Consider the following 14,391-nt stretch of genomic DNA (forward strand, 5'->3'; position numbering starts at 1 on the left):
CCCCCGGGAGGGACTTCTACGGCGCGATGGGCAGCTGCCGCTTGTGAGCGGTCGCCTCGTAGCGGCGGGTGATGGTCTCGAAGGCCCGCTCGTCCACCGGCTTGCCCTCCAGGAAGTCGTCGATGTCGTCGTACGTGACGCCCAGCGCGTCCTCGTCCGCCTTGCCCGGGTCGAGGGTCTCCAGGTCGGCGGTCGGCGTCTTCCACACCAGCTCGGCCGGGGCGCCCAGGGCGTCCGCGACGGCGCGCACCCGGCGCTTGGTCAGCCCGGTGAGCGGCACCAGGTCGGCGGCCCCGTCACCGAACTTGGTGAAGAACCCGGACACCGCCTCGGCGGCGTGGTCGGTGCCGACGACCAGGCCGTCCTGCGCGCCGGCCACCGCGTACTGGGCGATCATGCGCTGCCGGGCCTTGATGTTGCCCTGCACGAAGTCCTGGTGGTGGGCGTTACGGAAGACCACCCCGGCGGCCAGCGCCGCTTCCAGCGCGGCATCGCTGGCGGGCTTCACGTCCACGGTCAGCACGTGGTCGGCCCGGATGAAGGACAGCGCGAGCTGCGCGTCGTGCTCGTCGGCCTGGACCCCGTACGGCAGCCGCATCGCGTAGAACTCGGCCTGCTGCCCGGCCGCCCGGACCCGCTCCACGGCGAGCTGGCAGAGCCGGCCGGCGGTGGTGGAGTCCACCCCGCCGCTGATCCCGAGCACCAGCGACCGCAGTCCGGTCGTGGTGAGCCGCTCGGCGAGGAAGGCCACCCGGCGCTCGATCTCCCGCTCGGCCTCGAAGGTCTCGGCGACCTCCAGATCCCGGGCGATCTGCTGCTGCAGGGCGATGGACGCCGGCTCGCTCACGGCTGCTCCTCAGGTACTCGTTCGTGGTCCGATGACCCGCCCACCCTATCCAGTGGCGCAATCCCTCGAAGGAAGGCGTCCACCCCTTCCGGGTGGTTCGAACGCCGGATCACGGCCGACTCTCCGGCTGCCCCTTGGCCCCGGCCCCCGGCTCGTAAACACGTACGACTCTTCGCTCCCCCGCGCCCGTGACGCCGCTCTGAACAGCCACGTTCTTCCGGCGTCAGTCACCCGCCGCACCACCCTCGGGAGGAACTTTGCGATCCGTGCATGTTCATGTGCTGTTCGACCAGGACCCGGACGGGGGTGGCCGCGGATGAGGCTGCTCAAGCGGCCCGTCGCCCCGGAAAGCGCCGTCTCCGACAGCGAGCGGCAGCTCTTCGGCGGCCCCCTGCGCTACGACCAGGGCTGGGCCAACCACGAGTACGCCCGGCTGGAGACCCGCCTGATCACCACCCTGCGGGCGATGCCCCGGATGGTCGGCGGAACCCTGCGGCTGGCCCGGGACACCGACCGGCCCGCGCTGCTCACCGTGGCCGCCGCCGAGGCAGGGCAGGGCGTGACCTCCGCCGTGGGACTGCTGGTGGTCAACGCCGTACTGGGCCGGCTGCTCGGCGCCGGCACCGCCGCCGAGCGGCTGCACGCCGCGCTGCCCGCGCTGGCGCTGGGCTCGCTGATCGCCGTCCTGGGTGCCGTACTGGCCTCCTGGTCGACGGCGGCCGCCGGGCGGCTGGAGCCGAAGGTGGAGCGGGCCGCGCACGAGCTGTACCTGCACGCCTCGGTCCGGGTCGAGCTCGAAGCCATCGAGGACGGGGAGTTCCGGCGGCTGCTCGACAGCGCGCAGTGGGGCCCGCCGGGCGCCCGCCGCACCATCGGAGCCTGTGTGGCCACCCTCAACGCGGTGATCTCGCTGATCGCCGCAGCCGGGGTGCTCACCGTGCTGCATCCGGCCCTGCTGCCGTTGCTGCTGCTGATCGCGGCCCCGCGCGGCTGGGGCGCGATGCGGGTGGCCCAGCGCCGGTACCTGTCCGTCATGGCCTGGGTCGAGCACGCCAGGGCCGCCCGGCTGATCGGGCAGCTGCTGATCTCCCGCACCTCCGCCGCCGAGGTCCGGGTGCACGGGGTGGGCCGCTACCTGCTGGGCCACTACCGCAACATGGCCGAGCACGCCGAGACCGAGGCCACCCGGCTGGCCCGGGACAAGGCAGCCACCGAACTGCTCGCGGCGGCGCTGTCCGGCGCCGCCGCCCTGATCACCTATGCCGCGATGGGTGCGCTGATCGTCTCCGGCCGGATGGACCTGGCCGTGGCCGGCACCGCGGTGCTCGCGGTGCGCAGCGGTTCGGCCGGACTCGGCGCGCTGGTCGCCGGTACCAACACGCTGCACGAGGAATCCCTGTACGTCCGGGACCTGGAGCGGTTCGTCGCCGAGGCCGGGCAGCGGGCCATCCCGTCCGGGGGGCGGAAGCTGCCCGATCGGTTCGGCGCGGTGCAGCTGACCGATGTGGGATTCCGCTACCCGGACCGGGACGAGCCCGCCCTCGCCGGTGTCTCGCTGACCATCGAGGCAGGCCGGGTGGTCGCCCTGGTCGGCGAGAACGGCTCCGGCAAGTCCACCCTGGTGAAACTGCTGGCCGGACTGCACCTGCCGGACAGCGGCCGGATCGGCTGGGACGGGGTGGACCTGGCGGAGGCCGACCGGGAGCAGGTCTTCGACCGGGTGGCCCTGCTCACCCAGGACTTCGAGCGCTGGCCGGTGACCGCCCGGACGAACATCGCGATCGGCCGGCCGCAGGCCGAGGAGGGGGTGGACTGCGCGGCCGAGGTGGTGGCGGCCGCCCGGTACGCGGGCGCGGACACGGTCGTGGCGAAGCTGCCGCACGGGTACGAGACCCTGCTCGCCCGGGTCTTCCGGGGCGCCTCCGAGCTCTCCGGCGGACAGTGGCAGAAGTTCGGGCTGGCCCGCACCCGCTACCGGGAGGCCACCGTGATCGTCGTGGACGAGCCGACCTCCGCCCTGGACCCGGAGGCGGAGATCGCGGCCTTCGACAGCATCCGCGGCCTGGCCGGGCCGGATCGCGCGGTGGTGCTGGTGACGCACCGGATGTCCGGGGTCCGGTACGCCGACGTGATCTATGTGCTGCACGAGGGCCGGCTCGTCGAGCAGGGCAGTCACCAGGAGCTGTTGGAGCTGGGCGGCCGGTACGCGGCGATGTTCCGGATGCAGGCCGAGCAGTACGGGGAGGCGGGGCAGGCCGGCCCTTCTATCCCCCGGCAGGCCTCCGCATCGCGGAACGACCCGTCCGTCACCTGAAGCAGTGAACTCCCCCTTATCCCGGGGGAGGCAGGGGTAGGGCACTGCTGATCTCGTGCGGGGGACCGGGCCGACCGGTCCCCCGCACCCACGTGATGAAAGGCCGAGCCCGCCGTGACGCAGCCGTTCCGACTGCCGGATTTCTATGTGCCCTATCCGGCACGACTGAACCCCCACCTGGAGACCGCCCGCACCCACACCGGACAGTGGGCGCGCGCTCTCGGGATGCTGGAGGGCTCCGGGGTGTGGGAGGAGAGCGACCTCGAGTCCCACGACTACGCGCTGCTCTGCTCGTACACCCACCCCGACTGCGACGGCGACACCCTGAACCTGGTCACCGACTGGTACGTGTGGGTGTTCTTCTTCGACGACCACTTCCTGGAAACGTTCAAGCGCACCCAGGACCGGGAAGGCGCCCGGGACTACCTGGAGCGGCTGGCCGCCTTCATGCCCATGGACCTGGCCGAGGGGTTCCCCGAGGCCACCAACCCGGTCGAGGCCGGGCTCGCCGACCTGTGGGCGCGGACCGTGCCGGCCATGTCGACGCACTGGCGGGAACGATTCTCCGAGAGCACCCGGAACCTGCTCAACGAGTCCATGTGGGAGCTCGCCAACATCAACATCGGCCGGGTCGCCAATCCGCTCGAATACGTCGAGATGCGCCGCAAGGTCGGCGGCGCCCCCTGGTCCGCCGGACTGATCGAATACGTGTCGGCGGAGGTCCCGGCCCGGGTCGCGCACTCCCGCCCGCTGAGCGTGCTGCGCGACGCCTTCTCGGACGCCGTGCACATCAGGAACGACATCTTCTCCTACGAACGGGAGGTCGCCGACGAGGGCGAGCTCTCCAACGCCGTCCTGGTCCTGGAGACCTTCCTCGGCTGCTCCACCCAGGAGGCCGCCGAAGCCTCCAACGACCTGCTCACCTCCCGGCTGCAGCAGTTCGAGCACACCGCGCTCACCGAGATCCCCCAGCTGATCGCCGACCACCGGCTGGACCCGGCCGAGACCGCCGCGGTCCTCGCCTACACCAAGGGCCTGCAGGACTGGCAGTCCGGCGGCCACGAATGGCACATGGTCTCCAGCCGCTACATGAACGAGGAGGCCGAGGCCACCGCGGCGCTCTCGCTGCCGTTCCTCCCGTCCGGCCTCGGCACCACCGCCCTCGACGTCCGCTCCCTGTTCACACCCCGCGCGGTGGACCTGCGCCGCCGGTCCTTCACCCACGTACCGTTCGAGAAGACCGGCCCGTCGGTGATCCCGGACGTCTACCTGCCGTTCCCGCTGACCCTCAGCCCGCACCACCGGCACGCCTTCGAGGAATCGGTGGCCTGGGCCAAGCGGATGGGCATGGTCGACCCCCAGCCCGGCGACCCGGCCTCGGCGATCTGGACCGAACGCAAGCTGCGCGGGTTCGACTTCGCGCTCTGCTCGGCCGGCCTCGACCCGGACGCCACGCCGGAGCAGCTGGTGCTCAACGCGTGCTGGCTGACCTGGGGGACGTACGCGGACGACTACTACCCGGTGGCGTTCGCCCAGGCCAGGAACCTGCCGGCGGCCAAGGCGGCCACGGCCCGGCTGATCGGCATGGTCCCGGTCGACCACGCGCAGCAGCCGGAGCCGCTCACCGTGATGGAGCGCTCGCTGGCGGACCTGTGGGTACGCACCACCGCGGGCATGGCCCCGCAGCACCGGTCGGAGTTCCGGGACACTCTGATCGCCATGCTGGAGAGCTGGGTCTGGGAGGTCGACAACCAGATCGCCAACCGCATCCCGGACCCGGTGGACTACGCGGAGATGCGCCGCCACACCTTCGGCAGCGAACTCACCATGTACCTCTGCCGGCTCGGCCACCAGGGGCGGGGCATCCCCGACGGCCTCTACGCCTCCGGGGTGATCCGCTCGCTGGAGAACGCCGCGGCCGACACCGCCTGCCTGATGAACGACATCTTCTCCTACCAGAAGGAGATCGAGATCGAGGGCGAGGTGCACAACCACGTGCTCGTCACCCGGAACTTCTTCGACATCGGCTACCCGGAGGCCCTGCACATCTGCCATGACCTGATGACCCGGCGCACGGAGGAGTTCGAGCACATCGCCGCGACCCGGCTGCCGGTGCTGTACGACGACTGGAAGCTGGACGAGGAGGCCCGGGCCGCCCTGGGCGCGTACGTACGGGAACTCCAGGACTGGCTCGCGGCCATCCTCAACTGGCACCGCAACGTACGCCGTTACCGATCCGAGGACCTGCACCGGCTGCCCACCGGCATGGGCCCCGGCGCCTGGTCCTCGGACTTCGGCATGGCAGCCGCGAAGATCGCCTACGCCGGCGGCCGACCGCCCGCCCGCCCCGGCACGGCAGCGCCCCCGAACGGAGCCATCGCCTTGAACTCCCCTTGCCCGAGCGCCCGTTGACGCTCATCCTGGGCATTCGGCCGTCCGGCACGGCCACCACGACCTCAGGAAGAAGGACCTGTGACGAACGGCGGAATCCACTACGGCGACAGCGTCGAGCAGCACGGCAACCACAACATCGGCATCATCAAGAACCAGGCGCCGGCGGATCCGGGCACCGCCTTCGGCGCCATGCTCGCCGCGGTGGAACGCCTGCGCCCGCACCTCGGTCCCGAGGACCGCGAGGCGGTCGACGAGAACCTGGCCGTCATCGGTGACGGCCAGGGCGTCGAGCCCGGGCGGCTGCGCCGGGCGCTCGTCGGCATCGCGGGTGTCGCGACCGTGGCCGGCACCGTGGGAGCACCCGCGGTCGCGGCGATCCAGGCACTGCTGGGTGCGCTCGGCATGTCGTGACGCATGCCGTGGTGCGCGTCGCGTCGTGGTGCGCGTCGTGACGCGCACCCGGCCCGGTCAGGCGGCGGGTCCGGTCCAGCCGGCCGGGATTCGGCCGAGCCGGACCCGCTGCGGGTGGTCGCCGACGGGGACGGACACCCGCTTGGCGCCGGTGGCGAAGTCGATGGCGGTGACCCGGTCGCTGCCGCTCTCGGAGACGACGCAGGCCGTGCCGTCCCCGCTGACCGTCGCCCAGTACGGCTTGGACACCGGGACCAGCGGGCCCTCGGCCAGGGTGGCCCGGTCCACGACGGTCGCGTAGTCGTCCATGGTCCCCGCGATGCAGAGCTTGGCGCCGTCGGGGCTCATGGACATGCCGTGGTGCCGGGAGTCGTTGACCCAGGCGGTGCGGTCCTTGCTGGTGGCGGGGTTCTCCGGGAGGGTCTTGAGACGGGTGATCCGGTCGGTGGCGATGTCGTACTCCAGGAAGCCGTTGAAGAAGGACACCTGGAAGTAGAGCTTCGACTCGTCCGGGCTGAAGGAGTTCGGGCGGATCGAGTCGGAGAGGTCGGAGCGGCCGAAGGCGTCCAGCCGCTCCCGCATGTCGATGACCTTGACGGTGCGGAAGGTCTGCGCGTCGACGACGGTGATCCGGCGGTCGCCCTTCGTCCAATCCAGCCAGGGCGCGTCCAGGGCGGTGTTGACCTCGCCGATGGAGCTGTTCCACAGCAGCCGGCCGTCGCGGGAGAAGGTGTTCTCGTGCGGCTTGTCGCCGGTGCCGAAGGAGCCGAGCTGGCGGCCGGTGGCGATGTCCAGCACGTGCACGGTGTTGGAGGTGGAGGCCGAGACGGCGACCTTGGTGCCGTCCGGGGACACCGCCATGTGGTCGGAGCGGTAACCGGACACCGGGAAGCGCCAGTTGATGCGGCCGGACGCCAGGTCGAGGGAGACCACATCGGCGAAGCTGGGGCGGGAGACGACCACCGCCGACCCGTCCGGGGTGGTGTACATGTCGTCCACGAACTGGTCGTGGCCCTCGCCGGCGGTGGTGCGGATGCCGAGGAAGTAGGCGAGCTTGACCGGGTTGAGGTGGATCTCCCGCAGGCGTTCCACCTTGTCGGGGATCACGTTGATCCGGCCGATGCGGGCGAGGTCGCCGGTGGAGGCGAGGACGTCGGCGGTGCCCTCCCAGTTGTTCCCGACGAACAGCACCTCGCGCAGATCCGCCGGCGGGGTGTCGGCCGCCGCCGGTGCGAGGGCGGCGAGGAGGGCGGCCGCGGCGAGGGCGCACACGGTACGCAGGGGGCGTCGTGACATCCGGTCAACTCCGGGGTGAGGAAGGGCTGGAGAGGGTGCTTCCTGTTACCGGCGGGTAAAATAGAGGGGATGAGGAAAGGGCGCAACCCCCACGGGTTGCGCCCTCTTGTCGTTCACGAGTGCCGGGTCATACGTCTCTTCAAGCGACGACGCCGATGCGGCCGGCCACTCCGTCCGAACCGTCGTGGTGGATCGGGGTGTGGGCGCCGGTGAGGGCGGCCCCGGTGCCGCCGCGCCGGTTGGCGACGATCTCGGCGGCGATGGACAGCGCGGTCTCCTCCGGGGAGCGGGCGCCGAGGTCCAGGCCGATCGGGGAGCGCAGCCGGGCCAGCTCGATCTCGGTGATGCCGACCTCGCGCAGCCGCTTGTTGCGGTCCTCGTGGGTGCGGCGGGAGCCCATCGCGCCGACGTAGGCGACGGGAAGCCTGAGGGCCATTTCGAGGAGCGGGACGTCGAACTTGGCGTCGTGCGTCAGGACGCACAGCACGGTGCGGCCGTCGACCTGGGTGCTCTCCAGGTAGCGGTGCGGCCAGTCCACGACGATCTCGTCGGCCTCGGGAAAGCGGGCCTTGGTCGCGAACACGGGCCGGGCGTCACAGAGCGTGACGTGGTAGCCGAGGAACTTGCCGATCCGGACGAGAGCGGAGGCGAAGTCGATGGCTCCGAAGACGATCATGCGTGGGGCCGGGACGCTGGATTCCACCAGCACCTTCAGCGGTTCCCCGCAGAGCCGGCCGTCGGCACCCATCTCCAGGACGCCGGTCCTGCCCGCGTCCAGCATGGCGCGGGCCTCCTCGGCGATGGCGCGGTCCAGCTCGGGGTGTCCGCCGAATCCGCCCTCGTACCCGCTGTCACCGCGGACGAGTACGGCGCGGCCCGTCAGCTCGGCCGGGCCGGCGGCGATCCGGGCGACGGCTGCGGGCTCGCCGGCCGCCGCCGCGGCCAGGGAGGCCTCGAAGACGGCCCGCTCCTGGGACCCGGCCAGGACCGGGGTGACCAGGATGTCGATGATTCCGCCGCAGGTCAGACCCACGGCGAAGGCATCGTCGTCGCTGTAGCCGAAGCGCTCCAGGACGGTCTCGCCGTCCTCGAGGGCCTGTCGGCACAGTTCGTACACCGCACCCTCCACGCATCCGCCGGAGACCGAGCCGATGGCCGTGCCCTCGCCGTCGACGGCGAGCGCGGCTCCGGGCTGCCGGGGCGCGCTCCCGCCGACCGCCACCACGGTGGCGACGGCGAAGTCACGTCCCTGCTCGACCCACCGGTTCAGCTCTTCGGCGATGTCCAGCATTGCGGCCTCCTCGGAGGTTCGGGTTTCCAGTATCGGATGCGTGGAGGGATCAGGTACGGATCACTGCCGCGGCCTAGCTGACGCCGAGCCATCCCTCGATGGGGTGGAGCGCGAAGAAGACCAGGAAGATTCCGGTCAGCGCCCACATGAAGGCGCCGATCTCGCGCGCCTTGCCCTGCGCCACCTTGATGGCGACGTAGGAGATCACACCGGCGGCGACGCCGGCCGTGATGGAGTACGTGAACGGCATGATCACGACGGTCAGGAAGACCGGGATCGAGGTCGAGCTGTCGGCCCAGTCCACGTGGCGGGCGTTCTGCATCATCATCGCGCCGATGACGACCAGGGCCGCGGAGGCGACCTCACCCGGGACGATCTGCGTGATCGGGGTGAAGAAGAGGCAGGCGGCGAAGAACAGGCCGGTGACGACGGAGGCGAGACCTGTGCGGGCACCCTCTCCGACGCCGGTGGCCGACTCGACGAACACGGTCTGGCCGGAGCCGCCGGAGACGCCACCGATGGCGCCACCGGCACCGTCGATGAACAGCGCCTTGGACAGGCCCGGCATGCGGCCCTTGTCGTCGGCGAGCTTGGCCTCGGTGCCGACGCCGATGATGGTGGCCATCGCGTCGAAGAAACCGGCCAGGACGAGGGTGAAGACGATCATGCCGACCGTCATGTAGCCGACGTCGCCCCAGCCGCCGAAGCTGACGTCACCGAAGAGCGAGAAGTCGGGCAGCGAGATCGCGGAGCCCGAGAGCTCCGGCGGGCCGTTCTTCCACGCCTTGGGGTCGATGTCGACGATGGCGTTGAGGATCGCGGCCACGACGGTGCCGCCGACGATGCCGATCAGGATGGCGCCGGGAACCTTGCGGGCCTGGAGCATGAAGATGCCGAGCAGGGTGATGGCGAAGAGCAGTACGGGCCAGCCGGAGAGCTCACCGGTCGCGCCGAGCTGGACGGGGGGCATGAACTCCCCGCCGTTGCCGACGAAGCCGGCCTTCACGAAGCCGATCAGGGCGACGAAGAGGCCGATGCCCATGGTGATCGCGTGCTTGAGCGCGAGCGGGATCGCGTTCATGATCAACTCTCGGAGGCCGGTGACGACCAAGAGACAGATCACGACACCGTAGACCACACACATGCCCATGGCCTGCGGCCAGGTCATCTGAGGGGCGACCTGCGAGGCCAGCACGCCGGACACGGAGAGGCCGGCCGCGAGGGCGAGCGGCACCTTGCCGACGAAGCCCATGAGGAGCGTGGTCGCGGCGGCCGCGAAGGCGGTGGCCGTGATCAGAGCCTTCTGGCTCATGGTGTCGCCGGCGACGTCCTTGCCGGAGAGCAGCAGGGGGTTGAGCAGAAGGATGTACGCCATGGCCATGAAGGTCGTGATACCGCCACGAACCTCGTTGCCGACGTTGGATCCTCTGTGGGTGATGTGAAAGTACCGGTCGAGCCAAGACTTGCCGGCCGGAGGACGCGAGCCTTCGCCGGCGTCTTCCGCGGTGGTCTTGGGCTCCACAGACGACTGGGTCATGGTGCCTAACTCCCAAGGTTCAAAGGGGCACCCGCATGGGGATTGGAGATTGCGGGATTTGGGATGGTGCGTTTGGCCGCACGACCCGGGGGACGGCCCGAGACGAAGCGTTCGTTTACTGCTGGCACTTCTGGTTACTGCGGGGGTGGTGCCGGTTACTGCGGGGGTGAAGAGTCCGCGAGCGGTGCGGTACTTCGTACTCCGGGCGGTGTGACGGTGAAGTGTGACGTTCCCGTGTCACACCGCCCGGAGAGCTTGGTGTCCCTAGAGGGTGCCGGTGAGGGCCTCGGGACGGATCGGGGTCTTGTTCAGCTCCAGACCGGTCGCCTGCCGGATCGCCGCGAGGACGGCCGGGGTGGACGACAGGGTGGGGGCCTCACCGAGACCGCGCAGACCGTAGGGGGCGTTCGGGTCGGCGAGCTCCAGGACGTCGACCGGGATGGTCGGGGTGTCGAGGATGGTCGGGATCAGGTAGTCCGTGAAGGAGGGGTTGCGCACCTTCGCGGTCTTCGGGTCCACGATGATCTCTTCCATGACCGCCACGCCGAGGCCCTGGGTGGTACCACCCTGGATCTGGCCGACCACGGAGAGCATGTTCAGCGCCTTGCCGACGTCCTGGGCGGTCGCCAGCTCGACGACCTTGACCAGGCCGAGCTCGGTGTCCACCTCGACCACCGCGCGGTGCGCGGCGAAGGTGTACTGGACGTGGCCGTCGCCCTGGCCGGTCTTCAGGTCGAAGGGGACCGTCGGGCGGTGACGGAACTCGAGCTCGAGGTCGATCGCCTCGTCCTCGAGGATGTCGGCGATGTCCGCGAGGACCTCGCCGCCGTCGGTGACGACCTTGCCGCCCTCCAGGAGCAGCTCGGCGTGCGCCCAGGCCGGGTGGTAGGAGCCGTTCTTGCGGCGGCCCATCTCCAGCAGCGCCTCGCGGACGGCCTCACAGGTGTTCTTCACCGCGCCACCGGTCATGTACGTCTGCCGGGAGGCGGACGTGGAACCGGCGGAGCCGACCTGGGTGTCGGCCGGGTGGATGGTCACCTGCGTGACACCCAGCTCGGTACGGGCGATCTGGGCGTGCACGGTGACGCCGCCCTGACCGACCTCCGCCATGGCCGTGTGGACCATCGCGACGGGCTCGCCGTTGATGACCTCCAGGCGCACGCGGGCGGTGGAGTAGTCGTCGAAGCCCTCGGAGAAGCCGACGTTCTTGATGCCGACCGCGTAGCCGACGCCGCGGACGACGCCCTCGCCGTGGGTGGTGTTGGAGAGGCCGCCCGGCAGCGCGCGGACGTCCGCACCCTCGCCGGCCGACTCCCACTGGCGCTCCGGCGGCAGCGGACGGGCCTTGACCCGGCGCAGCAGCTCGGCGACCGGAGCCGGCGAGTCCACGACCTGGCCGGTGGGCATGATCGTGCCCATCTCCATGGCGTTCAGCTGGCGGAACTCGACCGGGTCCATGCCCAGCTTCGCCGCGAGCTTGTCCATCTGGGCCTCGTACGCGAAGCAGGCCTGGACGGCGCCGAAGCCGCGCATCGCGCCGCAGGGCGGGTTGTTCGTGTAGAGGGCGATCGCCTCGATGTCGACGTCGTCGATGACGTACGGGCCGACGGAGAGGGAGGAGGCGTTGCCGACGACCGCCGGGGAAGCGGACGCGTAGGCGCCGCCGTCCAGCACGATCTTGCACTTCATGTGCGTGATCTTGCCGTCCTTGGTGGCGCCGTGCTCGTACCAGAGCTTGGCCGGGTGGCGGTGCACGTGGCCGAAGAAGGACTCGAACCGGTTGTAGACGATCTTGACCGGCTTGTTGGTGGCCAGCGCCAGGAGGCAGGCGTGGATCTGCATCGAGATGTCCTCGCGACCGCCGAAGGCACCGCCGACGCCGGAGAGCGTCATGCGCACCTTCTCCTCGGGGAGACCGAGGACGGGGGCGATCTGCTTGAGGTCCGAGTGCAGCCACTGGGTGGCGACGTAGAGGTCGACACCGCCGTCCTCGCTCGGTACGGCCAGGCCGGACTCCGGGCCGAGGAAGGCCTGGTCCTGCATGCCGAAGGTGTACTCGCCCTCGACGATGACGTCGGCGCGCTTGCGGGCCTCTTCCACGTTGCCGCGGATGATCGGCTGGCGGTGCACGATGTTCGGGTGCGGGACGTGACCGGAGTGGTGGTCGTCGCGGCCCTCGTGGATCAGCGGCGCGTCGGCGGCGAGGGCGGAGGCCTCGTCCGTGACGAGCGGCAGCTCACGGTAGTCGATCTTGATCTTGGCGGCCGCGCGGCGGGCCGTCTCCGGGTGGTCGGCGGCCACGAGGGCGACCGGCTCACCGTGGTGACGGACCCGGCCGTTGGCGAGAACCGGGGTGTCCTGGATCTCCAGGCCGTAGTTCTTCATCTCGGCCGGCAGGTCGTCGTACGTCAGGACCGAGTAGACGCCCGGCATGGCCAGGGCCTCGGAGATGTCGATGGAGACGATCTCGGCGTGGGCGACGGTGGACCGCAGGGTCTGGCCCCACAGCATGTCCTCGTGCCACATGTCCGAGGAGTAGGCGAACTCGCCGGTGACCTTGAGGGTGCCGTCGGGGCGCAGCGTGGACTCGCCGATGCCGCCCTTGGTGTGCTTCTGGGTGACGTTCGTCGGGGTGCCGGAAGGCGCGGTGCGGGTGTTGGCCATGATCAGACAGCCTCTCCCTGACGGGCGGCCGCCAGGCGGACCGCGTCGAGGATCTTCTCGTAGCCCGTGCAGCGGCAGAGGTTGCCGGACAGGGCCTCACGGATGTCCTGGTCGGACGGGGACGAGTTGCTCTCCAGCAGCGCGTCGGCCTGGACCAGCAGACCCGGGGTGCAGAAACCGCACTGCACGGCGCCGGCGTCGATGAACGCCTGCTGGATGTTGGAGAGCTCGACGCCCTCACCGGTCTGCGAGTCGGCTGCCCGCGGGCGGAGCCCGCTGTCAGACCCGTGCGCGGACCACTGCTTCGCCTCGTCGGTGGTGACGCCCTTGCTGCCGCAGCCGCCGCCGGTGCCGCAGGCACCGCCGTGCTCCGCGCGCTGCTTGGCGTAGTCGGCCAGACCCTCGACCGTCACGACCTCGCGGCCCTCGACCTGACCGGCCGCGACCAGACAGGAACAGACCGGCACGCCGTCGAGACGGACGGTGCAGGAACCGCACTCGCCCTGCTCGCAGGCGTTCTTGGAGCCGGGCAGGCCCAGACGCTCACGCAGCACGTAGAGAAGGGACTCGCCCTCCCACACGTCGTCGGCTTCCTGCGGACGACCGTTGACAGTGAAATTGACGCGCATGGTTACGCAGCCCCTTCAAGCGAGCGGCCGTTGGTGCCGCGGTACTGCTCCCACGTCCAGACGAGCTGGCGGCGAGCCATGATGCCGACCGCGTGACGGCGGTACTTCGCCGTGCCACGGACGTCGTCGATCGGGTTGCACGCGCCGGAGGCGAGCTCACCGAACTGCTTGGCGATCGACGGGGTGATGACCTTGCCGGACTCCCAGAAGTTGCCCTCTTCGAGAGCGGCGTTCAGGAACTCCTCGGCAGCCTGCGCCCGGATCGGGGTCGGGGCGGCCGAACCGATGCCCGTACGCACGGTGCGGGTCTCGGGGTGCAGGGCAAGACCGAAGGCGCAGACCGCGATGACCATCGCGTTGCGGGTGCCGACCTTGGAGTACTGCTGCGCGCCGGTCGCGTTCTTGATGTGGATCGTCTTGATGAGCTCGTCGGCGGCGAGCGCGTTGCGCTTCACGCCGGTGTAGAACTCGTCGATCGGGATCAGACGCGAACCGCGGACCGACTCGACCTCGACCTGGGCGCCGGCGGCGAGCAGGGCGGGGTGGGAGTCACCGGCGGGCGAGGCGCAACCGAGGTTGCCGCCGACGCCGCCGCGGTTGCGGATCTGCGGGGACGCGACCGTGTGCGAGGCGAGCGCGAGACCCGGCAGCGTCTCGCGCAGGTTCTCCATGATCTGGGTGTACGGGACGGAGGCGCCAAGCTTGGTGACCTCCTCGCCGACCTCCCACTCCCGCAGCAGTTCGATGCGGTTGAGGTCCAGGAGGTATTCCGGACGGCGGTGGTCGAAGTTGATCTCGACCATGATGTCGGTGCCACCCGCAATCGGCACAGCTGTGGGGTACTCGGCCTTAGCGGCGAGCGCCTCCTCCCAGCTGGCGGGGCGAAGGAAGTCCATGTGCGGCTCTCTTCTTCTTCATCGTGTCGTTCACTTCAAGCCAGGAGGCCAAGAGGCCCTCGACTGGTCGTTCACGTGCTGTTAACGCGGTGTGGAGCCAGTACACAAGCCG

Annotated in this window: 10 protein-coding genes; 3 read left to right on the forward strand and 7 right to left on the reverse strand. The window is 70.4% G+C overall.

Translation table 11 applies throughout. The features are described 5' to 3' along the window. Positions 1 to 16: 16 nt before the first annotated feature. Positions 17 to 847, reverse strand: a complete 831-nt coding sequence (gene nadE / locus AB0447_RS12380) for an ammonia-dependent NAD(+) synthetase (RefSeq protein ID WP_366476540.1) — start codon at positions 845 to 847, stop codon at positions 17 to 19. 316 nt (positions 848 to 1,163) lie between these two features. On the opposite strand from nadE, the gene AB0447_RS12385 reads away from it, so the two are divergent. The 3 genes from AB0447_RS12385 to AB0447_RS12395 all read left to right on the forward strand — a co-directional run bounded on the left by AB0447_RS12385 (position 1,164) and on the right by AB0447_RS12395 (position 5,966). After that, positions 1,164 to 3,161 (forward strand): ABC transporter ATP-binding protein, encoded by a 1,998-nt coding sequence (locus AB0447_RS12385; protein WP_366476541.1) that lies wholly within the window; start codon positions 1,164 to 1,166, stop codon positions 3,159 to 3,161. A 114-nt stretch (positions 3,162 to 3,275) separates the two neighbouring features. Next, entirely contained in the window at positions 3,276 to 5,573 is a 2,298-nt protein-coding gene (locus AB0447_RS12390) for a germacradienol/geosmin synthase (protein WP_366476542.1), read from the forward strand. A gap of 60 nt (positions 5,574 to 5,633) precedes the next feature. Next, positions 5,634 to 5,966: a hypothetical protein gene (locus AB0447_RS12395; RefSeq protein ID WP_366476543.1), complete on the forward strand. Its 333-nt coding sequence runs from the start codon at positions 5,634 to 5,636 to the stop codon at positions 5,964 to 5,966. A 57-nt stretch (positions 5,967 to 6,023) separates the two neighbouring features. On the opposite strand, the gene AB0447_RS12400 is transcribed toward AB0447_RS12395, so the two are convergent. From AB0447_RS12400 to AB0447_RS12425, 6 genes are all read right to left on the reverse strand, one after another. Then, a complete protein-coding gene (locus AB0447_RS12400) occupies positions 6,024 to 7,262 on the reverse strand; it encodes a YncE family protein (protein WP_366476544.1) in 1,239 nt (412 codons plus the stop codon). 139 nt (positions 7,263 to 7,401) lie between these two features. Continuing rightward, positions 7,402 to 8,553: an XdhC/CoxI family protein gene (locus AB0447_RS12405; protein ID WP_366476545.1), complete on the reverse strand. Its 1,152-nt coding sequence runs from the start codon at positions 8,551 to 8,553 to the stop codon at positions 7,402 to 7,404. Between the two features lie 73 nt (positions 8,554 to 8,626). Further along, entirely contained in the window at positions 8,627 to 10,090 is a 1,464-nt protein-coding gene (locus tag AB0447_RS12410; RefSeq protein WP_366476546.1) for an NCS2 family permease, read from the reverse strand. Positions 10,091 to 10,354: 264 nt separating this feature from the next. Next, positions 10,355 to 12,754 (reverse strand): xanthine dehydrogenase subunit D, encoded by a 2,400-nt coding sequence (gene pucD, locus AB0447_RS12415; RefSeq protein WP_366476547.1) that lies wholly within the window; start codon positions 12,752 to 12,754, stop codon positions 10,355 to 10,357. Positions 12,755 to 12,756: 2 nt separating this feature from the next. Then, the gene (locus AB0447_RS12420; protein ID WP_366476548.1) at positions 12,757 to 13,383 is read right to left on the reverse strand and encodes a (2Fe-2S)-binding protein; all 627 of its coding nucleotides are present in this window, start codon (positions 13,381 to 13,383) and stop codon (positions 12,757 to 12,759) included. A 2-nt stretch (positions 13,384 to 13,385) separates the two neighbouring features. Next, positions 13,386 to 14,279, reverse strand: a complete 894-nt coding sequence (locus AB0447_RS12425) for a xanthine dehydrogenase family protein subunit M (RefSeq protein WP_366476549.1) — start codon at positions 14,277 to 14,279, stop codon at positions 13,386 to 13,388. Between the last annotated feature and the right edge of the window lie 112 nt (positions 14,280 to 14,391).

It is taken from the genome of Streptomyces sp. NPDC051211, assembly GCF_040689505.1.
In the GTDB taxonomy this organism is placed as follows: domain Bacteria; phylum Actinomycetota; class Actinomycetes; order Streptomycetales; family Streptomycetaceae; genus Streptomyces.